Below are 20,448 nucleotides of genomic sequence, written 5' to 3'. Positions count from 1 at the left end.
GGTATACTGAATTTCGTGGTATTTATTAGGAAAAATCTGAACTGGCTGATTCTTGGCATTTTGGTTTTAGTCAACGCTTTTATTTGGTTTGCGGTCTTAAAGGAGGATCGTGGCGGTCAATTACGTGTTTATTTTTTAAATATCGGGCAAGGTGACGCAATTTTAATCGATGCTCCGTCCGGCAACCAAATGCTCATTGATGGCGGGCCGGACAAATCGGTTTTGAGTGAGTTGGGCAAAGTTTTGCCTTTTTATGATCACAAGATTGAGGTGGTGCTTGCAACCCATCCTGACCAGGATCATGTTGCCGGCTTAAATTATGTTTTAGATCGTTATCGGGTCGATCAGGTTTTGGAGCCTGGGGTTTCGGCCGAGACAGCAGTCTATCAAAATCTGGAGAAGAAAATTGGTGACAAAAAAATTTCTAAAATTTTAGCGAGAAGAGGGATGATTGTAGATTTGGGCGGTGGTGCAGTTTTCAAAATCCTTTTTCCTGATCGGGATACGATTGGCTGGGAGACCAACACCGCTTCGATTGTCGGCCGCGTAGTGTACGGTGGTAACTCCGTAATGCTCACTGGTGATTCGCCTCAAGCCATCGAAAATTATCTGACGATTTTAGATGGCAAAAATCTACAAAGCGATGTTTTGAAGGCCGGACACCACGGTTCACGCACCTCGAGTAGTCAGAGTTTTGTCGGCTTTGTTAATCCGCAGTACGCTGTTATTTCGGCCGGTAAAAATAATAGCTATGGACATCCACATCAGGAAGTCCTGGATTTGCTTAAGAAATTTCAAGTCCAAATTTTAAGGACTGATGAACTGGGCATGATTAAATTTTCATCTGATGGGGGACTCTGGTCGCTAGACTAAAGTTTTGCTTGCCAAAGTGAATATTTAATGGTAGCGTAATTTTAGAAACGAACCTTTAAAAAGGCTATCAATGAAATATACCGCATCTTCTTTAAGTCGGGCCGTAAGCCCGACTCTTTTGGAAGATACCTGGTATCTTCCAACCCAAAAGCCCTCAAAAGCTTGTTTGGGCCGTTTGGCTAAAATGGCTTCAAATCGTCGGTTTTGTCGTACTGCCCAAATTAGGCCAATTAATCAAAGCTGGCTGGGCGTCTACGCGCCTCTCCAGTCGGCCTACGAAAGGCAACGCCTGGAGTCTCAGGTTGAGCCGGCTTGGCTTCGGAGTCTTGAGCCGGCCATAAAGCGATCGCTCCAATTTGATTGGCTGATCGGTGAGGGGACAGACCCTTTGGCGATTGTGCCCAGACTTGATCATGCCGGTTTTGGCTACATCATCTCGGATGAAGGCTTGATTGCTGACACCTCGCACGCCTTACGGTTATTCCGGCTTCAGGGGATCAAGCAATTAGCATTGCTTCATGACCCGGTCTTGCGCGAAAACAATCGGGAGGTTGGAGCGATGCCGTTTGACCATACTCGCTGGCTCCATGTTTTGACGGCGAGTGCCATGGCGACCCTGATTATTGGAAACAATCCCACTCTGAAACCGATTTCAAATCTGATTAGGGTGGCGGCTCTAAGTCATGATGCCTTGACGCCGGCAGGTGGGGACACCACCAAGCTGATTGATCCGGATCTCTTTGATGAAGACAAGCATTTTCCGGATTTGTTTGAGTTGCCGGATTGGCCGAGTTTGCGCGACCGATATTATTTGGATGAGGCGGAACTGTATCAGACAATTCAGGGAGAAGGGGTGGCGGGCCAGGTCCTTGATGTCGTGGATAAACTCTCTTACACCAATCATGATCTTTACGCTTACTTAGGCCGGTCAGTTGTCCGGTTTACGGAAAGAAAAGAATTGGACTCGGAAAGTTATTCGGCCGGGTTTTTCCAAATTCTGGATCATGCCACGGCGCACCGCAATATTTGCGGGGTCTGGGATTCGGTGCGGATTGTTGGTGGTGATGTGGTATTTAGCAGTCCGGAACGCTTGGCCAACTTTCTTAAGTTGCGTGTCATGATGTTTCGCCAGCTTTATCATAATCCTGTCAGTCGTTTCTTGGAGTATTTGGTTTCGAAAGCGATTACCAAGGCGATGTTTCTCGACGGTTTCGTGACTCGGGAGGAACTGTTGACATATGGTGATGCTTGGCTGGAAGGGCAAATCGATAAGTATATGGGGAAAAACTTCTGCATCCCGATATATGGCTGGACCGGCCAGTATAAGCTCGAGCATTTTCCAAATGAGGCAGCAGCCCTGACTGAAGCGATCAAGTTTAAAGCCGACGATAGGACTATGGTATTGCTCGATGACTTCAAGTCGAATGTTAAATCAGGAGCTGACAAGTTCTTGGTCAGACGCCGAGGCAAAACTGTGACCTTGCGCGAAGCTCGGCCGGATTTGGCCGAAGAGATGGACGAGCTCCTGGTCAAAAAAGAGGGAGTCTTCCTGATCAAGGCCTCACTTAAGGAATTAATGATGCCAAAAGCTATGCGACTAAAACTCAAGCGAGTAGCCGAACCGAAAAGTCGCTAAAAACAAATCGCCCCTCACTTGCGGACAAGTGAGGGGCTTTAATTTGTCTAGTTTTTTATTTACTTAGACTAAGCCGGCTTTGCGGAGAGTCTGGAAAGCGCCGTTTTTCTGGATAGTTTTCAAAGCGCGGGTGGAGAGGGTAAGGCGGATTGATTTCTTAAGCTCCGGAATGTAGATGGTCTTTTTTTGCAGGTTAACTTGCTTCCGAACTTTTCCGGTCGGGTTGAATTGGGTGGCACGAGTGCGGTTTGAGTAGCCACCGGCCATTCTCGAGCCTCTTTTTGTAACTGGGCAGATTTTCATATATTTAGATTAGGTGCTCGCTATGGTATCATAAAGACAATAATTTGCAATCCTAAATGATTGAGGTCCTTTTTTCTATCATCATTCTAATATTTTCCGTAGTCATTCATGAAGTTTCTCATGGACTGATGGCTGACCGATTGGGCGACCCGACCGCGCGTCTGGCCGGCCGCCTGACTCTAAATCCGATTAACCATTTGGACTGGTTTGGCTCGATTATTCTCCCTCTTTTGACCTACAACCTCGGCGGTTTCATCATCGGCTGGGCCAAACCGGTTCCGTATAACCCTTATAATCTGAAGGGTCGCTTTAGTGAGGCCTGGGTTGCTATCGCCGGTCCAATTTCAAACCTGGTGCTGGCAGTGATTTTCGGTTTAGTGGTTCGTTTCGCACCGGTCTGGGGTTTGCCAGGTTCGCTTGTCCAGATTTCTGCTGCGATTACACTAATCAATGTGATGTTGGCGATTTTCAATTTGGTGCCAATTCCGCCCCTCGACGGTTCCAAGATTTTATTTAGCTTGATTCCTTATCGGTTTAGCGAAGTTAGAGTCTGGTTGGAAAAATACAGTTTGGTTTTGGTGATGGTTTTCGTCTTTTTCATCTGGCAGCTAATAATCCCGGTTGTCGGTCTGATTTTTCGCTTAATCACGGGTCTTTGATTATGACTAAAATTCAAAAATTAAAACTCATCGCGATTGTTCTGGGAATTTTTTTGCCGGTTTTGGCTTCGGCATCGACGACCGATGGGACAGTGAGCAGTTCAGCAAATGACAAAGCTCGGTTTGAGAATACTTCATACGGCTACATCAATTTTGGCGCTACTAACGGGAATGTGCACATTACTGACTCGGCTTTAACCGGCTATGCCTGGGGTGAGACTGTCGGTTGGATCAATTTGGCCCCGACGGGTAGTGGGGTGGTAAACAGCAGTGGCACACTTTCCGGCTATGCCTGGGGCGAAGTGACCGGTTGGATAAATTTTGCTCCGACTAACGGCGGAGTCACGATAAATTCCTCCGGTGATTTTTCCGGCTATGCCTGGAGTCAAAATCTTGGTTGGATTATCTTTAATTGTTCGACCGACAATTCTTGTTTGGCGACCAATTACAAAGTTAATACTGACTGGCGTCCGCCCGCCAATCGGATAGCCTGTAATGATAGTGCAGACAATGATAGCGACAGCAAGATCGATTATCCGAATGACCCAGGCTGCTCTTCCGCAGGTGATAATGATGAAGCGGATCCTGCTGGAGGTGGCGGTGGTGGCGGAACAATACTTCCACCCCCACCTTCACTACCACCCCCACCTCCGTCTCTGCCTCCTCCACCACCAAAAGAGTGTGTGGGGTGTGAAGTTGTTTTACCTCCTCCGCCCCCACCTCCACCATGCACGGACTGTGGCATTACTTCTCCCGGTGGTGGTGAGGGTACTGGTGTTGGTGCGGGTGGTGCATCAGGTGGCGGCGGAGGCGGAGGGGCGATTTTTCAAGATCTAATTTCTCAAGTCCAAGATAGCGCCAGATTTGTTGTGGAGACAGCGACGGCGGTGGCGCAAAATGTCAAAGCCATCGTCAACACCCCGACCGGTTCGGTGGTGACCAAGACCGTGGCAACCGCCGGTGCAATCGGCGGCGGTCTGGTGACGGCTTCGGCCCTGTTCGTAAACCCGGTGTCCATTTCGGAGATTTTCCTTTTGCCTTTGCGACTCTGGGGTCTGCTCCTGGCCGCTTTCAATCTGAAAAAACGGCGCTTGCCTTGGGGTACTGTCTATGACAGTGTCACCAAACAACCGCTCGATCCGGCTTATGTAGTTCTCTATGATATGAATGGTAAAGAAATCGACACCTCGATCACCGACCTCGACGGTCGCTATGGTTTTCTTTTAAGTCCTGGCACTTATCGAATCGTGGCCAACAAAACCAACTATGTCTTTCCGTCGGATCGTTTGGCCGGAAGAGGTAAGGATGAACTTTACGGTGACCTTTATTTCGGCGAACAACTTACCGTCGATAATCTGGGGGCGGTGATTACTCGGAACATTCCGCTTGACCCACTAAAATTCGACTGGAATGAATTTGCCAAGAAAGATAAGGGTCTGATGAATTTTTACTCGAGACATGATCGTTTGATTCGCAAGATTACCGACTGGCTTTTCGTCTTTGGTTTTGTCGTTGCTGTGATTGCGCTCTTTGCCGCGCCACAGCCTTACAATATCGGAATTTTTGCTCTTTATATCGTCTTACTTTTGCTTCGTGTCTTCGGTCTTGGCAACAAACCTTATGGAGTGGTGAAAGATAAGAACACTGGCCTGCCACTCTCGTTTGCCTTGGTTCATGTTTTTGACTCTGGCACCGATATTGAAGTGATGCAGAAGGTGACCGATCAGTTTGGGCGGTATTTCTTGTTAGCTCCCGATAAGACTGGCACTTACATTCTAAAGTTTGAGAAGAAAAATGACGATGGCTCATATTTGCCGGTTTACACTTCGGAGCCGATTGCCGCCAAGAAGGGGATTATTGATCGAGAAATCCTAATCGGTTAGATCAGAAAACTAAAAAACCTCCGAAGGGAGGTTTTTTAGTTTTCTGATTTCTACTTAATGCTTGAGATAGCCTTGGTTGCCTCTTTGATGATTTGGTCGAGTGAGACTGTGGCCTTAATCATGAAGTTGTAAGCGCCGAATTTCTGAGACTTTTCGAGATTTTCTTTTGAGCCGAGATTTGAAAGCAGGATAACCGGGATGGCTTTGGTGCTCTCGTCGGCCTTGATCTGACTCAAAACTTCAAAGCCGTCAGTCTCCGGCAAGAGGACATCCAGAAGTACTACGGCTGGCTTCTCGGTTTTAATAATAGCAATTCCAGACTTGCCGTCGTTGGCAAAGAGGACTGCGAAGCCGGCTTGGCTCAAGCGCTTGGCCAAGAGGTCGATAAAAAATTTATCATCCTCGATAATTAAAACTTTAGCTTTGGCCGCGGGAGTGTTTTCCATACCAATAATATACCGCTCTAAATGTTAAATAGCAAATCACCAATTCACGGTAGAGCTATCAACAGTTTGGCTAAATCCGGCTTGGGATTTTGCTGTATAATTATGGCAATGCGGAAGAACTTAAATTTAGTTGCCCGTGGTTATTTCGATTTACTCGGTCCGTCGCTGCTCGCGTCTCTGTTAGTAGCGATGCTTTTTCTAGTCGTTGGTGTCAGTACGGCGTTCGCGGCGCCCTTTGCTCCAGGGGAGACTCTGGATCCGGGGTGTACGCCAGGCTCGGCTAATTGTACGGTTTTGCAAATTGCCGTTGACACGACCACCAACAAATATGGTATCGGCACCAGTACCCCATGGGCCAAACTTTCAGTCGCCGGGGTCTCATCCTTGGGTACCTCGCCATTGTTTACTGTCAGTTCTTCAACCAATTCAGCCACTAGCACCGTGTTTCATATTGATTATACCGGCAATGTCGGAATCGGGGCGACCACGACCCCCGGCACACTTCTCAGTGTTCAAGGGGTCGCCAACTTCGGTACGGCCACTTCAACTTTTCGTTCGACTGGCGGTATCAATTTGTTGAGTGGTTGTTTTGCAGTCAACGGGTCCTGTGTTGGCGCAGGTGGCGGCTCAGGAACAGTGAATGCCGCTACCTCTATTGGTCAAGTTCCATTTTATGCCGCGGCTTCGAATGCGGTGACGGCGACCTCAACTTTATTCGTTTCGACCGCGAGCAATGTGGGAATAGGGACGACTACGCCGGAAGGTAAATTGGAAGTAGCCGGAAATATCTTCCTGTCGGGCTTGAGTTCGGGGTTGAGAAAATTTCAAGTTGGAACGACCTCGGCGGATACGGATGTTAACGGTACAGACCTAGATATTTTGGCCGGTGGTGCCGTCTCGACCTCGGGTAATGGTTTTGGCGGGTCACTTTTGATTATGGCCGGTATCGGTGGTGGCAATACTGGTAGCACGGGTGGTTCAGTGACGATTCGAGGTGGTAGCGGATACACCGGTGGTGCGCTAACGACCCACGGCGGAGATAGTAATATTGGTGGGTCGGCCACTTTTCGTGCCGGCGATGGTTCGTCCGGGGCTGGAGGCACACTTACTCTTAAATCTGGTGGAGGCGGAACTGATGCTAGTAGCAATGGTGGTCCGATCAATATAACTGCCGGTTCAGCTCAAAATGGAAATGGTGGAACAATCACTATCACTGCGGGCGACGGCCTTTCGGGTAGCCCGGGTGATGTACTAATCAAAGCCGGTGGCGCCGGTGCAAGCGGTGGAGGCACGGCAACTCTTCAGGGCGGAGATAATACTGGCGCAGGCGCCGGGACGGCGGTTTTGCGCGGTGGCGATAATACATCAGATGCCGGTGGAGCGGTGACTATCAGGGGAGGAAACAGTAATACCGGTAGTGTGGCAGGCGCCAATGTTTCAATTTACGGGGGCTCCGGGCTCACGGGGGGAAATGTAATTTTGGCGTATACCGGTTCAGTTGTTCAGGGTCTGGTTGGTATCGGCACTTCGACTCCTTTGGGTCAGCTTTCTGTTCACGCTCCGGCCGGTACTCCTAGTTTTGTAGTCGGTTCTTCGACTAGAACCTACTTTATAATCAACTCAAGCGGTAATGTCGGTATCGGTACAACTACTCCAACTCTCGGGCCATTAACAATGGATTCCGGGGCCTATGTGACTACTGGTGGATCCTGGACCAACGCTTCTTCTCGTGGGCTCAAGGAGAATTTTACCGAGCTCGACCCACAAGATGTTTTGGGAAAAATTAATTCCCTGGATATTACTCGCTGGAATTACAAAACTGAACCGTCTGATGTGACGCATATCGGTCCGATTGCGGAAGATTTCTACCAGACTTTTCAAGTTGGGGGACCTTCGGGTGGTAAATCAATCTCCAGTATTGACCCGGCCGGCGTGGCGCTAATCGGTATTCAAGCGCTTTCGGAAAAGGTGAAGGCTCTAGAAAATCGCGGCTATGCAAGTGGCATTTCCTTCGACTCGGTTGTCGGTTCCTTGCGGGATTTGGGCACTGATATCACTTCCGGTCTGGCGACTTTCAAAAATATTATTGCCGACACACTAACAGTGAAAAAACTCTGCGTTGAGGATGTCTGTATTACCAAAACCGAACTCCAAGAGCTTTTGAATAAAAACGGTCTCAATCAATCCGCCTCTGTCGGAAACTCCGTCGCCTCCTCCACTTCTTCTAATGAAGCTGATCAAGCTAACGAAGCTTCTCCTACTGATTCAGAACCTCCGGTTATTACGGTTGCCGGCAATAATCCGGCCACTGTCGAGAAAGGGAATAGCTACGCCGATCTAGGTGCTACTGTCACTGACAATGTGAATAACAATTTGGGAGTCACTACTTCTGGGGACGAAGTCGATACTTCGATTGTCGGTGCCTACACCGTTGTCTACACCGCCACGGACCAAGCCGGCAATGTGGGAACTGCCGAGCGAGTTGTTAATGTTGTCGAGCCGTTAAATCCCAGCTTCAACTTGACTTCGGAAAGCTTAACCACGGCCACTACGACCCCGTAGACGGCGTACCCTCGAGATTTTGACACAAGGGGTTGCCCCCGTTAGAGACAGGTCGTCGGGGCGACGAGCTGTCTCTAACGGGGTTGCAATTATTATTGAACCATAGTAGATTAGTGCCTACACAGCCCTTGGGCTAATTTTAGTTTAATTTGAGATCTTATAATTTTTCATTTTGAGATTTCCATTTTCCATTAAATATCGTGCCAACCATCAATCAACTAGTTAAAAGACGACGGACCAAGACCTACCGCAAACCAAAGTCGGTGGCACTTTTGCGTTCTTTCAATACTGTTAAAAACCGACCGGTCTTTTTCCCTTCGCCTTTCAAACGAGGTGTCTGTACTAAAGTGACCACCAAGACTCCGAAAAAGCCTAACTCCGCTATTCGAAAAATTGCTCGCGTTCGCTTGACCAACGGTTTGGAGGTCACCGCTTATATTCCAGGTATGGGCCACGCCCTTCAAGAGCACTCTGTGGTAATGCTTCGTGGTGGTCGCGTTAAGGATGTCGGTCTGCGCTATCAGGTTGTCCGTGGCGTCCTCGATACCACCGGCGTCGAGACTCGTCGCAAGGGTCGCAGTCAGTACGGTACCAAGAGACCGAAGAAAGCCTAAAGTCAGATTCAGGATTCAAGATTCAGGAATGAAAAGTCTTAAATTCTTGAATCGTGAATCATAATTCTTAAATCAATCTAAAACATGCGTAGAAAACTTAAAACCAAAAAGCCTATTGCTCCAGATTTAGTTTATAGCTCGCCAAAAGTTTCCAAGTTGGTGAATTATTTGATGTTTGACGGCAAGAAAGTGACCGCCCGCAAGGTGGTTTATGGCGCACTCGCCAGCTTGAAGGAGAAGGCCAAGACCGAAAACCCACTCGAGCTTTTTGAAGTTGCCTTAAAGAATACTTCACCTTTGATGGAGGTTCGCTCACGACGAGTCGGTGGTGCCAACTACCAAGTGCCTCGAGAAGTTCGTCCGGAGAGACGACAGGCCATGGGTATGAAATGGATTGTTGATGCGGCTCGCTCCAAAAAGGGCAAACCAATGGCTGAAAAATTAGCTGAAGAAATCATTTTGGCATCTAAAAACGAAGGTGAGGCGGTTAAGAAGAGAGAAAACACTCACAAGATGGCAGAGGCGAACAAGGCCTTCGCTCACTTCGCCTGGTAAACTCGCTTTGACTAATTTCAAAAAGCACGGATAAATTTCTGCTGAAATTTTCCTCGAGCTCGTGCCGTCGCACTCGCTAGTCTTTTTGAAATTAGTCGGCACTCGTCATCGATAAGAAGCTTGAGCAAAAATTCCTGACGCGGCTCGAACTTTCCTCAAAACTAAATAAAAACAGAGTAAAACCGCCCCTGGGCGGTTTTACTCTTGTGGCCTCATTTTAGGGCTATAAATAAGGCGGGAATAGTGATTGACAAGTCGGCTCAAATTTGATATAATACACATAGAAAGTCAGAAAACAAACAAAACAAAGAGAAAGGCAAAAGCATGAACATCGAAATGATCAAACCGGTTGCTGTCACCGTCATGTGCATTATGGTGATGGTCGCGATAATTCGCGGCTGGGCCGATGTAGTGAGCGGAAAGGACAATCTGTGGTGGCGGCGACCCTTGGCAACCACAGTCTGTCTACTGTCGGCGGGCACGCTCTTCATCGTTAGTCGATGGCTCGCCGGGTATGTTGCCGTTAATTGTCAGACATCTGCCGATTGGACCGTGTCCTTTGCGGTGCCACTGGTCGCCCTTGTAGCGGCGATGTGTTTTGGCACAGCCGTAGGTCTTGTCGGTTTCGCCATTAAAACACTGCTCGGTAGCGGTGATGATGTCAGAATGGTCTGCGGACTGGCCTACGAGGGCATCTCCTAGGGTTGCCTGCATCGACAAGCAAAAACAAAAGGAATGCTATGGAACGAAAAAGGTTTCAGGAAATCGCGGACCAACTTCTGAGGCAGATGGTTCTTGGCGCCGAGGCGGTTGATCCGGTCAAAGGATTGGTCGCCAAGGTTCGCAAAATGTGTCAAGCCGAGAGTGCTGTCACTTTGGCAGAAGAGGTGACAGTGATTCTGTCCAAGGAGCTCCACAAGCTGGTTGCTTCTGGGGCGATAACCGCCGGAGAGGGGCTCGAGTTTGGTGGCAGTCTAGGTCGGCTCATTTTTGAGTCAGCCTTCAAGGATCGGGCTGTTCATTTGTGACAGTTTGGCCCGCGGAATCGGATTCCGCGGGCCTTTACATATCTGCTTTTTTCATACCATCTACCATATACTTTATACTCCATACCATCTGCTACTTTGCATTTTTCCGGCCTTTCTTGTAATCTATAGGTCTAACACGGCACCTTTGTGCTTTTTTAATTATTATCATTTATGAATCGTGATTATCCATTAGAGAAGGTTCGCAATTTCGGTATCATTGCCCACATTGATGCCGGCAAAACCACTACCTCCGAGCGCGTTTTGTACTACACCGGCGAAAGCCATAAAATCGGCGAAGTGCACGAAGGCAACACTGTCACTGACTGGATGGAGCAGGAGAGAGAGCGAGGTATCACGATTACCGCCGCCGCCATTACCTGTTTTTGGAACCCGAGCTACATGGGGAAGGATATTTCTCAAAAACAGCGTTTCAATATTATCGACACCCCTGGACACATCGACTTTACTGTCGAAGTTAAGCGTTCACTCCGAGTCCTCGACGGTGCCGTGGTGGTTTTTGACGGCGTGGCCGGTGTTGAGCCTCAGTCAGAGACCAACTGGCGTTATGCGGACGACGGCAAGGTGCCTCGAATCTGCTTCATCAACAAACTAGACCGAATGGGCGCTTCTTTCGAGCGCTCCTACGCTTCGATTCTCGACCGTCTGACCAAAAGTGCTGTTCGGATGCAGATTCCAATCGGTTTGGAAGAACATTTTGCCGGTATCATCGATCTTTTGACTATGAAGGCCTACTATTTCGAAGGCGAAATGGGCAAAGATATTCGTATCGCGGAAATTCCAGAGGAGTACAAAGCGGAAGCGGAAAAATACCATCACATTTTGCTTGAAAAGGCGGTTGAACACGATGATGCCATGATGTCCGCCTATCTTGAGGGTAAAATTCCGGCAGTCGAAGATTTGAAAAAAGTCATCCGCAAGGCCACGATTGAAAACAAATTTGTGCCGGTGCTTACCGGTTCGGCCTTGAAGAACAAAGGTGTGCAGTTGGTACTTGATGCTGTTGTCGACTACCTACCTTCACCTCTCGATATGCCGCCGATTCACGGCCTTGATCCAAATACTGGCGAGGAGATTTATCGCCATGCCTCTGACACTGAGCCTTTTTCTGCTCTGGCCTTCAAGCTGCAAAACGATCCTTTCGTCGGTCAACTAACTTTCTTCCGAGTCTATTCCGGCACCATTGAAGCGGGTACCTATCTTTACAATTCCACCACAGGTGAGAAAGAGCGCTTGGGCCGAATCGTTCGCTTGCAAGCTGATAAAAGAGAGGAAGTTAAAAAAGTTTTTGCCGGTGAAATTGCCGCCGCTGTCGGTCTAAAAAACGCTAAGACTTCTCACACTTTCTGCGATGAAAATAGTCCGATTATTCTTGATCCGATTAAATTCGTTGATCCGGTGGTTTCACTTCGTATTGAACCAAAGACCAAAGCCGACCAAGAAAAGATGGGTATGGCCTTGAAGAAACTTTCTGATGAAGATCCAACCTTTAAAATCAGCTCCAACACCGAAACTGGCGAGACGATTATCTCGGGAATGGGCGAATTGCACTTGGAAATCATGGTTGATCGAATGAAACGAGAATTTACTGTCGATGCCAATGTCGGCAAACCTCAAGTAGCTTATCGAGAAACCATTATGGGTACTGCCGAAGCCGAACATAAATACATCAAGCAGTCCGGTGGTAAGGGTCAATATGGTCATGTCAAAATTACTCTCAAGCCGATGGAACCGGTACCAGAAGGTAAGAAGATTCCGAAAAATGTTAAACGCTATGATGACTTTGAATTTATCGACTCGATTAAAGGTGGTGTGATTCCTCAAGAATTTATTCCGGCGGTTGAAAAGGGTGTCCATGAGGCGATGGATCGCGGAATTGTGGCCGGTTTCAAGATGGTCAATATTTCTTGCGAACTGACTTTCGGTTCTTACCACGATGTCGACTCATCGGAAATTGCTTACAAGATTGCCGCCTCACAGGCTTTCCAAGAAGCCGCCAAACGAGCTCGTCCAGTCATTCTTGAGCCAGTCATGAAAGTTGAAGTCATTGTTCCGGAGAAATTTATGGGCGATGTCACTGGCAGTTTGAATTCCAAACGAGGTCAGATTGAAGGCTTCGAGGAGAGGGGAATGAACAAGGCTATTAAGGCCAAAGTGCCACTTTCTGAAATGTTCGGCTATACGACTCAACTTCGCTCGATGACCGAAGGTAGGGGCAACGCCATGATGGAATTCGATCATTATGAAGTCGTACCTCCAAACGTTGAGAAGACGATTGTGGAGTCAAGAAAGTAGGTCGAATGATTCAAGAATTTAGATTCAAGATTCAAGCGCACAATCCAGAAAGCCAAAAGCCGCCGAGAGGCGGTTTTTGGCTTTCTGGTAGCGTGGTATCATTTAAAAATGAAATTAAAACGGTCTGTCGCATTTTTGGTCATGGCCGCCGCTTTATTTTTTCTGTTTTGGTCTTTGTCGCCCGGCAGTTTTGGTAAGTTAGTGTCGACTCTTAATCCGAAAAACTTTTTGGCTTCGGTTTTTTTCTCGGACAGTATTACCGAAGAGGCTTTGTTTGCTAGGTATGACAAATCTAAGGCGGGCGCCCGGCCGATTCGAATCATAATTGTTCCCGGCCATGACAACAATTCTGGTGGGACCGAATTTAAGGGTGTTCGCGAGGCCGATATGAATTTGGAATTGGCTCAAGATTTGTCGGCCATGTTTGCAGACGATAAAGAATTTGAAATTATTCTAATCAGAGACAAAAATGGCTACAATCCGGCTTTTTCCCAGTTTCTAGTCAGTCAAAAGGATGTCATCTCGGGTTTTTTGAACCGGAAAAAATCTGAAATGGGCCAACTGGTTGACGAAGGTCTAATTAGTAGCAATTTAGGTGGGGTTTATCATAATTCGGTTGACTCGGAAACGGCCACGAGGCTTTATGGTGTCAATCTTTGGGCCAATCAATCTTATGCCGATTTGGTTTTGAGCATCCATTTCAATGATTATGCCGGCCGGCCAAAGTCGGCACCGGGTGAATATGAAGGCTTTGCGGTCTATGTACCGGAAGGTCAATATTCAAATTCAAAAGCCAGTCAGGCCGTGGCTCAAAAAATTTTTAACCACTTGAATAATTATTATGCGAGGAGCAATTTACCAAAGGAAGATCGGGGGATTGTCTCGGATCAGGAATTGATTGCTGTCGGTGCTTTCAACACGCTTGATCCGGCCGGAATTTTAATCGAGTATGGCTATATCTATGAGCCGAGATTTCTAGATGCTAAGGTTCGCAGTCTGGCAATCAAGGATTTGGCCTACCAGACTTATCTAGGGCTCAATGATTTCTTCAAAACTGACAGATTTGCCAGTCTGCCACCTTCCGTGCTTCTGGTTCCAGAGCTTACGAGTGTCGAGAGTGGGACAAAGTGGAGTCCGGCTGTTCTTTCGCTCCAAGCGGCTCTGGCGACCAAACTCTTTTACCCACCAGCAGGGAAGGACAAGCATGACTGCCCCATTTCTGGAAATTTCTTGAGTTGCACAGAAAAGGCCCTAGTAGCCTTTCAATTAGCCAACGGTTTAAAGGCTGAATTTGGCGGAATCGGTCCGGAGACTCTGCGTCTCTTAACCTCCAAGGGGTCTATTTAAGCTCGACCATTGCATCTTCTTAAGCTCTTTGTTATTATACCCAGACGCGTTTTACGCATCCTTACCGGTTCGCCGGTTGTTTTGTTTGAGGTTAATCAAACAGGGAAATTTATTAATTATTAATCTAAGGTTTTTATTCTTAAAATTAAGTAGACGTTCTCGCGCGCTTAATTTTGGGAGGCAAAACTAAAAATATTATGGCAGAAGCATTTGATCGCTCAAAGCCACACGTTAACGTTGGTACTATCGGCCACGTTGACCACGGCAAAAGTACTTTGACTGCGGCTATCAGTCGCGTACTTCACGCAAAAGGTCTAGCCAAGAAGACTCTTTCAGTCGGTGACTTGGACAAGAGCCCTGAAGAAAAGGCTCGCGGTATTACCATTTCGATTCACCACTCTGAATACGAGTCAGAAACTCGTCACTACGCCCACATCGACGCCCCGGGCCACGCTGACTACATTAAAAACATGATCACCGGTGCCGCTCAAATGGACGGCGCTATCTTGGTCGTAGCCGCAACTGACGGCGTGATGCCTCAAACCCGAGAGCACATTCTTTTGGCCAAGCAAGTCGGTGTGCCAAAAATCATCGTTTTCCTAAACAAGTGCGATATGGTTCCTGATAAGGAGTTGATCGACTTGGTTGAAGAGGAAGTTCGCGATCTTTTGAAGAAGCACGGCTATGATGACTCACCAATTATTCGCGGTTCCGGTCTTAAAGCTTTGGAAGCTACTGGCACTGACGATGAGTGGTCAAAGGCCATCTTGGAATTGGTTAAGACTCTCGATACCTACATCCCGTTGCCAGTTCGAGAAATCGATAAACCATTCTTGATGCCAATCGAAGACATCTTCTCAATCGAAGGCCGAGGTACTGTTGTCACCGGTCGTATCGAAAGAGGCCAGGTCAAAGTCGGTGAGGAAGTTGAGATCGTCGGTATCAAGCCGACCGCCAAGACTGCCGTCACTGGTATTGAAATGTTCAACAAATCTCTTGCTGAAGGTATGGCTGGCGACAACGCCGGAGTACTCTTGCGAGGTACTAAGAAGGAAGATGTGCACCGTGGTCAGGTCTTGGCCAAGCCGGGTTCTGTCACTCCTCACACTGACTTCGAGGCTGAAGTTTACATCTTGAAAAAGGAGGAAGGTGGCCGACACACTCCTTTCTTCAAAGGCTACAAACCGCAATTCTATGTGCGAACCACTGATGTCACCGGTGAGGTGACCTTGAAAGAAGGTGTTGAAATGGTTATGCCAGGCGACACTGTCACCTTCACTGTCAAGTTGGTTGCTCCGGTCGCTCTTGAAGCCAAACAGCGCTTTGCTATCCGCGAGGGTGGTAAGACTGTCGGCGCCGGCGTGGTCACCAAGATCATTGCTTAATAAGCGGACTAATAGCGAAAGTTATTAGTTAAAATCATGCCTAAAACTACTAAAACAACCGAAAAAGTCGCCAAGCCTAAAGCTGTCAAAAAGGCAGTTGCCAAGAAGGACAAAGAAGAGGGCATTGGAAAGCTTCGAATTCGGGTCAGGGCCTACGAACACAAGGTTCTAGATGCCTCGATTAAACAAATCATGGACACCGCTTTGCGTTTCGATGCCGAAATGCTTGGCCCGGTACCATTGCCGACTGAGATTAAGAAGTACACGGTCAACCGTTCAGCTTTCGTCTACAAAAATGCGCGAGAACAATTTGAGATGCGAGTTCACAAGCGATTGATTGATATCATTAATCCGGCTCCGAAAGTTATCGAAGCTTTGACCAATCTTTCGCTCCCATCTGGCGTGAATATTGATGTGAAAATGTTGTAGAAAATTGAGCCTCTTACTGAAAAGTAAGGGGCCAATTTTCTTAACCCCGACAAATTTCTTAATTTCGTCGGGGCGGTAAGATCAAAAAACCGCCTTTCGGCGGTTTTTTGCTACTCAAATAAATCCGAATGGCTACCGATATCAATAATAGTTAATTCTCGTTCTGATTTGTCGATTTCGTAAATAAGCAGTAGGTCACTTTTCACATGACACTCAAAACAACCGGCATATTCTCCGTTAAGCGGGTGGCTTCGATACTTCGGTTCAAGTGTTTTACCAGAAGCAAGCAGGTTGAGAATTTTGTCTAAGTCTCCGATCCTAAATCGGCCAGACATTGCCAGTTTCCTAATGGATTTTCTGTATTTTGCCGTGGGTTTAAGAGAGTACATTGAATGCCACTATTTTTTAAAAATATCAGCATGCATCTTTTCTGCCGTCGTGTACCCCTTACCTTTTTTTGCTTCCGCTATTTCTATTTTTAGTTGCTTCCAATTGCGAAGCTTATAGCCTGCCGGAGTAACGGCGGAAAAGGGTATAGATTGGGTGGTTATCACTTGCTCCAAAAATAGTTTCACTCCGGAGGAAATATCCAGCCCGAGGTCCTTGAGAGTTTTTTTAGCCCTCTTTTTGGTGTTTTCGTCGATGCGAATTTGTAATGTGGTCATGAGTTCAGTATATACAATGTAATTACATTGTCAATATTTTACTCCTCGAATTTTGTTAACAATAAAAAACCGGTCGTCTGGTGACGACCGGTGGGATTTGGTTGGCCTAGGCGGCCTTTTCCTTTTCCTCGTACGGTTGGGTGATTGCTTCAAGCTTCGAAAGGAGCGCCACTTTAGCCGGGGAAGTGACCTCCTTGTTACCGAAGCCGTAGTAAGTCTCGGTCATTCTCGAGCGGATTGCTTTAGCGAGTTCCGTCAGAATTTTCGGGTACCGTTTTTTTGTCATTTGAAACAGGGCATCGATCAGTTCGCCGAAGGCCAAGTAAGCTTCGGTTCCGCGCTGGTTTTGAGCGAAGTAAGCGATGTAGTAATCGAGCAAGGATTTGCCGAAACCATTGCCCTTGTCTCCGGTTTTGTGATCGATTCCGCCGTTGACCTCGAAGTCGGTCAAAAGCCCGTTGAGTCCGAGCATCTTTTCGTCCAGGTCACCCCACATGTGGGCGGCCGCGAAACACCTCATATAGATATTCTCAAGCGGGTTGACGATGATGTCGTGAAGGGGGCTGGTTATTCCGTAGACGCACTCCTTGTTATAGATTTGGATTTCCAAAGTCTGGGCGTAGGCCCAAAAACCGGCTTGGAGCATCTTCTGAATGATGTCGCGGTTCCTCGGGCTTTCCGGGTTGGCTTTGTCGAGCGCTTTCCAGGCTTGGTTGAGTTCTGACGCGAGTTTCTCCATCTTTTTTCGGAGGCGACCGAGAAAATCAACGAGGATTTCTCCGCGATATTTGATATGGTAGGCGCCACTGCCGTAGCCATAAAGAACCGGGCCGCATTGGGGGAGTGACAGGTCGATGAATCGGTCTTTCCTTTCAACCTCATTTTCTTTACTCACATTTCGCCTTTCATTTGATGTTTTAGAACTGGATGTCCTTTTTTAGACTACCACAGGGTTTATATTTGACAAGTATAAGATGGATGAATAGTATGACGAGAGAGGATTCACTTAAAGAGAAAGGAAAATGTGAAAGCAAATAAATTGATCCGTCTGTCTGATTTAGACGGTTGGCGGTTGATGGCTGGATTTTCGATTTGTCTTGATCACAACTGGTGTCCGCCGGCTCATGTAAACATTGGTCGTGGTCGCGCCAGGTGGCGGGAATTTGTGTGTCTTAGCAAGGCTGATGTCCGGTCGGCTATCCGATTTTTACCAAGAAAGGAGTTTCGAGTTGTTGAAAAATTGATCCTGGTCAATCCGACACGCAGCCAGGCCTTCGATGTTCCTGAATTGAGTGAAGAGTGGAAGATGTGGCGAAACTCACGAGCGCTTATTGTTCTCGATTCCTTGTGTCTGGTTTTGGCGAGACAGGGGTTCAGAATGTTTCGATGGAGCCCGGAAATCCCAGGAGAAAAGCTCAAAAAGGAAGTTGATCTTGATCGCTATGCTCAGGAGGCCATTTCTTCGGCTTGCCGTTAGCTATTGGCTCAGAATCCTGCCCTTCGCATACTTGAAGCCGTTTTTCCGGCCCACGCGAATCCGATTCGTGTGGGCCCTTTACTTTTTTGGGAGGATTTGCTAACCTTGTCCCATTGCGGAATTCTCTTCTGCAAGGATGTTTAAGGAAGTTCGCGAACCGCCGGCCATGTGCCGTGTTCAATAAAGGAAAGGATTTAAGTTCCGTTAGAGATAAGACAGTTAAGAATTACAGTTTAATCTCTATACGCGACAAACTCTATTGAATGGCTTTAGTTGCTAAAGGCTAGGAAATGGCCTCCATTTCCAATCTCTAATCGGAATGAAATTTATCTTAGGTACAAAACTAAATATGACCCAGGTTTGGTCTGATGCCGGCAAAGTGACCCCTGTCACCCTTATTTCGACCGGTCCGGTTATCGTCACTCAAGTCAAAACTTCTGAAAAAGACGGTTATGATGCTGTTCAGGTTGGTTTTGGTTCCAAGCATGAGAAGAATTTGACCAAGGCTGAACTCGGCCACCTAAAAACTTCCGGAAAGTTCGCTTTGCTTAAAGAATTTAGAGACGTTAAAGATTTGAAAGTTGGTGACGAGATTAAGCCGGAAACTTTTGCGGCCGGGGATTTGGTCACCGTTTCGGCAGTTTCAAAGGGTAAGGGCTTTCAGGGTGTTGTGAAGCGACACGGTTTTAAAGGTGGTCCTCGATCTCACGGCCAGAAGCACTCCGAGCGCGAGCCGGGTTCAATCGGCGGTGGTCTCCGAAATAAGGTTCCAAAAGGTATGAGAATGGCCGGTCGAATGGGTAGCGATCGAATCACCATTAAGAATTTGAAGATTGTCGAGGTTAATGCGGCCGAAAATGTCATCGCGATTTCCGGTGCCATCCCAGGACGACGAGGAACTTTAGTTGAAATTATCGGATAATTCCAACTAAATGGAAAATGTAAATCTCAAAATGAAAAATTATAATTTAAAATTTAAAACTTTTCCGAATCCAATTTTGACTTTTACATTGTCATTTTAAATTTTGAGATTTTAATTTTGATTTATTATCATGGAGACAACAATTTACAATCAAAGCGGCAAAGAATCAGGAAAGTTGAAACTTCCGGAGAGCGTCTTCGGCTTGCCTTGGAATGGCGACTTGGTTCATCAAGTCGTGACTTCGATTGAGACCAGCCAAAGAACTCCGGTTGCTCACACTAGAACCCGAGGTGAAGTTCGTGGTGGTGGCAAGAAGCCATGGCAACAGAAGGGTACCGGCCGAGCCCGACACGGCTCAACTCGTTCTCCGATTTGGGTAGGTGGTGGCGTGGCTCACGGTCCTCGAAACGACAAGAATTTTTCTCGTAAAATCAACAAGAAGGCCAAGGTTAAGGCTCTTTTCACCATCTTGTCCCGCAAAAACAAGGAAGGTGAAGTCTTGTTTACCGAAAGTCTTTCAATCAGCGAGCCAAAAACCAGGGTGGCTGTTGAAACTTTGTCCAATTTCTCCAAAATCAAGGGTTTTGAGAATGTCTTGAGAAAGAATAATAACTCGGCTTACATTGTAAGCGATGAAACCAACAAGAATCTTTCCAAGAGTTTCAGCAACTTGAGCAATATCAAGTTTGATAATGTTCGAAACATCAATCCGGTGGATGTCCTTTCCTACAAGCATTTGATAATCGTCGGCGCCGAAAACAGTTTGGCTTTTCTTCTAAGCAAACTTGAAGGCAAGGCTGCTAAAAAGGCGGAGACCAAGTCTGCAGAAATAAAAGAGACTAAAGGTAAAGCAAAAACTGTCAAAACTAAGCCAACCAAGAAAGTTGCAGCCAAGAAAGCTAAAACCGCAACCAAATAACTAACATGGGAATTTTAAATTTTAAAAAAGAAGAGGGAGCCGAGAAGCCAAAGAAAGTCGCTAAGACCAAGGCTTTAGCGGTAAAAGCTAAGCCGGAAGTTGCCGTTAAGGCCAAGTCGGCAAGTGCGGTTAAAGCGCCGGTCGCGACTGATGTCATTATTCGACCCCGCATTACGGAAAAAGCTTCGTTCTTGGGTGCTAATAATGTCTACGCTTTTGAGATTACCACCACTGCTACCAAGCCGGCCGTTGAGCGAGCGATTACCGAGATGTACAAGGTAAACCCGGTGAAAGTTCGGATTGTCCGAAATCCCGCCAAGCAAAAGATTGCCAGGGGTGTTAAGGGGGAAATCGCTGGTGTGAAAAAGGCCTATGTTTTCCTCAAGAAAGGGGATAAGATCGAAATCATATAGTAACGCTTCGCTTTAGTTC

22 protein-coding genes are annotated in these 20,448 nt (G+C 47.2%); 17 read left to right on the top strand and 5 right to left on the bottom strand.

What is annotated here, in order from left to right:
- Positions 1-15 precede the first annotated feature (15 nt).
- Together WCT25_04455 and WCT25_04450 are read left to right on the top strand one after the other, a co-directional pair.
- Entirely contained in the window at positions 16-873 is an 858-nt protein-coding gene (locus WCT25_04455) for a ComEC/Rec2 family competence protein (protein MFA6536648.1), read from the top strand.
- A 70-nt stretch (positions 874-943) separates the two neighbouring features.
- The gene (locus WCT25_04450; protein ID MFA6536647.1) at positions 944-2,509 is read left to right on the top strand and encodes a hypothetical protein; all 1,566 of its coding nucleotides are present in this window, start codon (positions 944-946) and stop codon (positions 2,507-2,509) included.
- Between the two features lie 63 nt (positions 2,510-2,572).
- On the opposite strand, the gene WCT25_04445 is transcribed toward WCT25_04450, so the two are convergent.
- Positions 2,573-2,812, bottom strand: coding sequence for a bL28 family ribosomal protein (locus WCT25_04445; GenBank protein MFA6536646.1), 240 nt, complete (start codon positions 2,810-2,812; stop codon positions 2,573-2,575).
- Positions 2,813-2,868: 56 nt separating this feature from the next.
- Here WCT25_04445 and WCT25_04440 point away from each other — a divergent pair, with 56 nt between their 5' ends.
- Together WCT25_04440 and WCT25_04435 are read left to right on the top strand one after the other, a co-directional pair.
- Positions 2,869-3,471 (top strand): site-2 protease family protein, encoded by a 603-nt coding sequence (locus tag WCT25_04440; protein MFA6536645.1) that lies wholly within the window; start codon positions 2,869-2,871, stop codon positions 3,469-3,471.
- Between the two features lie 2 nt (positions 3,472-3,473).
- A complete protein-coding gene (locus WCT25_04435) occupies positions 3,474-5,354 on the top strand; it encodes a carboxypeptidase regulatory-like domain-containing protein (protein ID MFA6536644.1) in 1,881 nt (626 codons plus the stop codon).
- A gap of 50 nt (positions 5,355-5,404) precedes the next feature.
- Here WCT25_04435 and WCT25_04430 read toward each other — a convergent pair whose 3' ends face one another.
- The gene (locus WCT25_04430) at positions 5,405-5,800 is read right to left on the bottom strand and encodes a response regulator (protein ID MFA6536643.1); all 396 of its coding nucleotides are present in this window, start codon (positions 5,798-5,800) and stop codon (positions 5,405-5,407) included.
- Between the two features lie 108 nt (positions 5,801-5,908).
- On the opposite strand from WCT25_04430, the gene WCT25_04425 reads away from it, so the two are divergent.
- The 9 genes from WCT25_04425 to rpsJ all read left to right on the top strand — a co-directional run bounded on the left by WCT25_04425 (position 5,909) and on the right by rpsJ (position 16,033).
- Positions 5,909-8,362: an immunoglobulin-like domain-containing protein gene (locus tag WCT25_04425; GenBank protein ID MFA6536642.1), complete on the top strand. Its 2,454-nt coding sequence runs from the start codon at positions 5,909-5,911 to the stop codon at positions 8,360-8,362.
- A 200-nt stretch (positions 8,363-8,562) separates the two neighbouring features.
- Entirely contained in the window at positions 8,563-8,976 is a 414-nt protein-coding gene (gene rpsL / locus WCT25_04420; GenBank protein ID MFA6536641.1) for a 30S ribosomal protein S12, read from the top strand.
- An 84-nt stretch (positions 8,977-9,060) separates the two neighbouring features.
- On the top strand, positions 9,061-9,531 hold the full coding sequence (rpsG, locus tag WCT25_04415; protein MFA6536640.1) for a 30S ribosomal protein S7: 471 nt from the start codon (positions 9,061-9,063) through the stop codon (positions 9,529-9,531).
- 324 nt (positions 9,532-9,855) lie between these two features.
- On the top strand, positions 9,856-10,233 hold the full coding sequence (locus WCT25_04410; protein MFA6536639.1) for a hypothetical protein: 378 nt from the start codon (positions 9,856-9,858) through the stop codon (positions 10,231-10,233).
- 38 nt (positions 10,234-10,271) lie between these two features.
- A complete protein-coding gene (locus WCT25_04405) occupies positions 10,272-10,559 on the top strand; it encodes a hypothetical protein (GenBank protein MFA6536638.1) in 288 nt (95 codons plus the stop codon).
- 171 nt (positions 10,560-10,730) lie between these two features.
- Positions 10,731-12,872, top strand: coding sequence for an elongation factor G (fusA, locus tag WCT25_04400; GenBank protein ID MFA6536637.1), 2,142 nt, complete (start codon positions 10,731-10,733; stop codon positions 12,870-12,872).
- Between the two features lie 108 nt (positions 12,873-12,980).
- The gene (locus WCT25_04395; GenBank protein MFA6536636.1) at positions 12,981-14,219 is read left to right on the top strand and encodes an N-acetylmuramoyl-L-alanine amidase; all 1,239 of its coding nucleotides are present in this window, start codon (positions 12,981-12,983) and stop codon (positions 14,217-14,219) included.
- 194 nt (positions 14,220-14,413) lie between these two features.
- Positions 14,414-15,604: an elongation factor Tu gene (gene tuf, locus WCT25_04390; GenBank protein ID MFA6536635.1), complete on the top strand. Its 1,191-nt coding sequence runs from the start codon at positions 14,414-14,416 to the stop codon at positions 15,602-15,604.
- A 123-nt stretch (positions 15,605-15,727) separates the two neighbouring features.
- Entirely contained in the window at positions 15,728-16,033 is a 306-nt protein-coding gene (gene rpsJ, locus WCT25_04385) for a 30S ribosomal protein S10 (protein MFA6536634.1), read from the top strand.
- A gap of 110 nt (positions 16,034-16,143) precedes the next feature.
- Here the strand turns inward: rpsJ and WCT25_04380 are convergent, their stop codons facing one another.
- From WCT25_04380 to WCT25_04370, 3 genes are all read right to left on the bottom strand, one after another.
- Positions 16,144-16,422: a type II toxin-antitoxin system YafQ family toxin gene (locus tag WCT25_04380; protein MFA6536633.1), complete on the bottom strand. Its 279-nt coding sequence runs from the start codon at positions 16,420-16,422 to the stop codon at positions 16,144-16,146.
- A gap of 9 nt (positions 16,423-16,431) precedes the next feature.
- Complete coding sequence (locus WCT25_04375; protein MFA6536632.1) at positions 16,432-16,698, bottom strand: type II toxin-antitoxin system RelB/DinJ family antitoxin; 267 nt, start codon at positions 16,696-16,698, stop codon at positions 16,432-16,434.
- A gap of 106 nt (positions 16,699-16,804) precedes the next feature.
- Positions 16,805-17,593, bottom strand: a complete 789-nt coding sequence (locus tag WCT25_04370) for a hypothetical protein (protein MFA6536631.1) — start codon at positions 17,591-17,593, stop codon at positions 16,805-16,807.
- A gap of 129 nt (positions 17,594-17,722) precedes the next feature.
- Here WCT25_04370 and WCT25_04365 point away from each other — a divergent pair, with 129 nt between their 5' ends.
- The 4 genes from WCT25_04365 to rplW all read left to right on the top strand — a co-directional run bounded on the left by WCT25_04365 (position 17,723) and on the right by rplW (position 20,429).
- On the top strand, positions 17,723-18,175 hold the full coding sequence (locus WCT25_04365) for a hypothetical protein (GenBank protein ID MFA6536630.1): 453 nt from the start codon (positions 17,723-17,725) through the stop codon (positions 18,173-18,175).
- A gap of 319 nt (positions 18,176-18,494) precedes the next feature.
- A complete protein-coding gene (gene rplC / locus WCT25_04360) occupies positions 18,495-19,097 on the top strand; it encodes a 50S ribosomal protein L3 (GenBank protein ID MFA6536629.1) in 603 nt (200 codons plus the stop codon).
- Positions 19,098-19,227: 130 nt separating this feature from the next.
- A complete protein-coding gene (gene rplD / locus WCT25_04355) occupies positions 19,228-20,016 on the top strand; it encodes a 50S ribosomal protein L4 (protein ID MFA6536628.1) in 789 nt (262 codons plus the stop codon).
- A gap of 5 nt (positions 20,017-20,021) precedes the next feature.
- A complete protein-coding gene (rplW, locus tag WCT25_04350) occupies positions 20,022-20,429 on the top strand; it encodes a 50S ribosomal protein L23 (GenBank protein MFA6536627.1) in 408 nt (135 codons plus the stop codon).
- The last annotated feature ends 19 nt before the right edge of the window (positions 20,430-20,448 follow it).

The organism is Candidatus Paceibacterota bacterium (genome assembly GCA_041666545.1).
Taxonomy (GTDB): domain Bacteria; phylum Patescibacteriota; class Minisyncoccia; order Phycocordibacterales; family JBAYGS01; genus JBAYGS01.
The sequence above is the reverse complement of the archived record's forward strand: the minus strand, read 5'-3'. Positions and strand labels throughout refer to the sequence as shown.

Coding starts and splice junctions, on each gene's coding strand:
- WCT25_04450 (MFA6536647.1), top strand. CDS start 944: ATGAAATATACCGCATCTTCTTTAAGTCGGGCCGTAAGCCCGACTCTT.
- WCT25_04445 (MFA6536646.1), bottom strand. CDS start 2,812: ATGAAAATCTGCCCAGTTACAAAAAGAGGCTCGAGAATGGCCGGTGGC.
- WCT25_04440 (MFA6536645.1), top strand. CDS start 2,869: ATGATTGAGGTCCTTTTTTCTATCATCATTCTAATATTTTCCGTAGTC.
- WCT25_04435 (MFA6536644.1), top strand. CDS start 3,474: ATGACTAAAATTCAAAAATTAAAACTCATCGCGATTGTTCTGGGAATT.
- WCT25_04430 (MFA6536643.1), bottom strand. CDS start 5,800: ATGGAAAACACTCCCGCGGCCAAAGCTAAAGTTTTAATTATCGAGGAT.
- WCT25_04425 (MFA6536642.1), top strand. CDS start 5,909: ATGCGGAAGAACTTAAATTTAGTTGCCCGTGGTTATTTCGATTTACTC.
- rpsG (MFA6536640.1), top strand. CDS start 9,061: ATGCGTAGAAAACTTAAAACCAAAAAGCCTATTGCTCCAGATTTAGTT.
- WCT25_04410 (MFA6536639.1), top strand. CDS start 9,856: ATGAACATCGAAATGATCAAACCGGTTGCTGTCACCGTCATGTGCATT.
- WCT25_04405 (MFA6536638.1), top strand. CDS start 10,272: ATGGAACGAAAAAGGTTTCAGGAAATCGCGGACCAACTTCTGAGGCAG.
- fusA (MFA6536637.1), top strand. CDS start 10,731: ATGAATCGTGATTATCCATTAGAGAAGGTTCGCAATTTCGGTATCATT.
- WCT25_04395 (MFA6536636.1), top strand. CDS start 12,981: ATGAAATTAAAACGGTCTGTCGCATTTTTGGTCATGGCCGCCGCTTTA.
- WCT25_04380 (MFA6536633.1), bottom strand. CDS start 16,422: ATGTACTCTCTTAAACCCACGGCAAAATACAGAAAATCCATTAGGAAA.
- WCT25_04375 (MFA6536632.1), bottom strand. CDS start 16,698: ATGACCACATTACAAATTCGCATCGACGAAAACACCAAAAAGAGGGCT.
- rplC (MFA6536629.1), top strand. CDS start 18,495: ATGAAATTTATCTTAGGTACAAAACTAAATATGACCCAGGTTTGGTCT.
- rplD (MFA6536628.1), top strand. CDS start 19,228: ATGGAGACAACAATTTACAATCAAAGCGGCAAAGAATCAGGAAAGTTG.
- rplW (MFA6536627.1), top strand. CDS start 20,022: ATGGGAATTTTAAATTTTAAAAAAGAAGAGGGAGCCGAGAAGCCAAAG.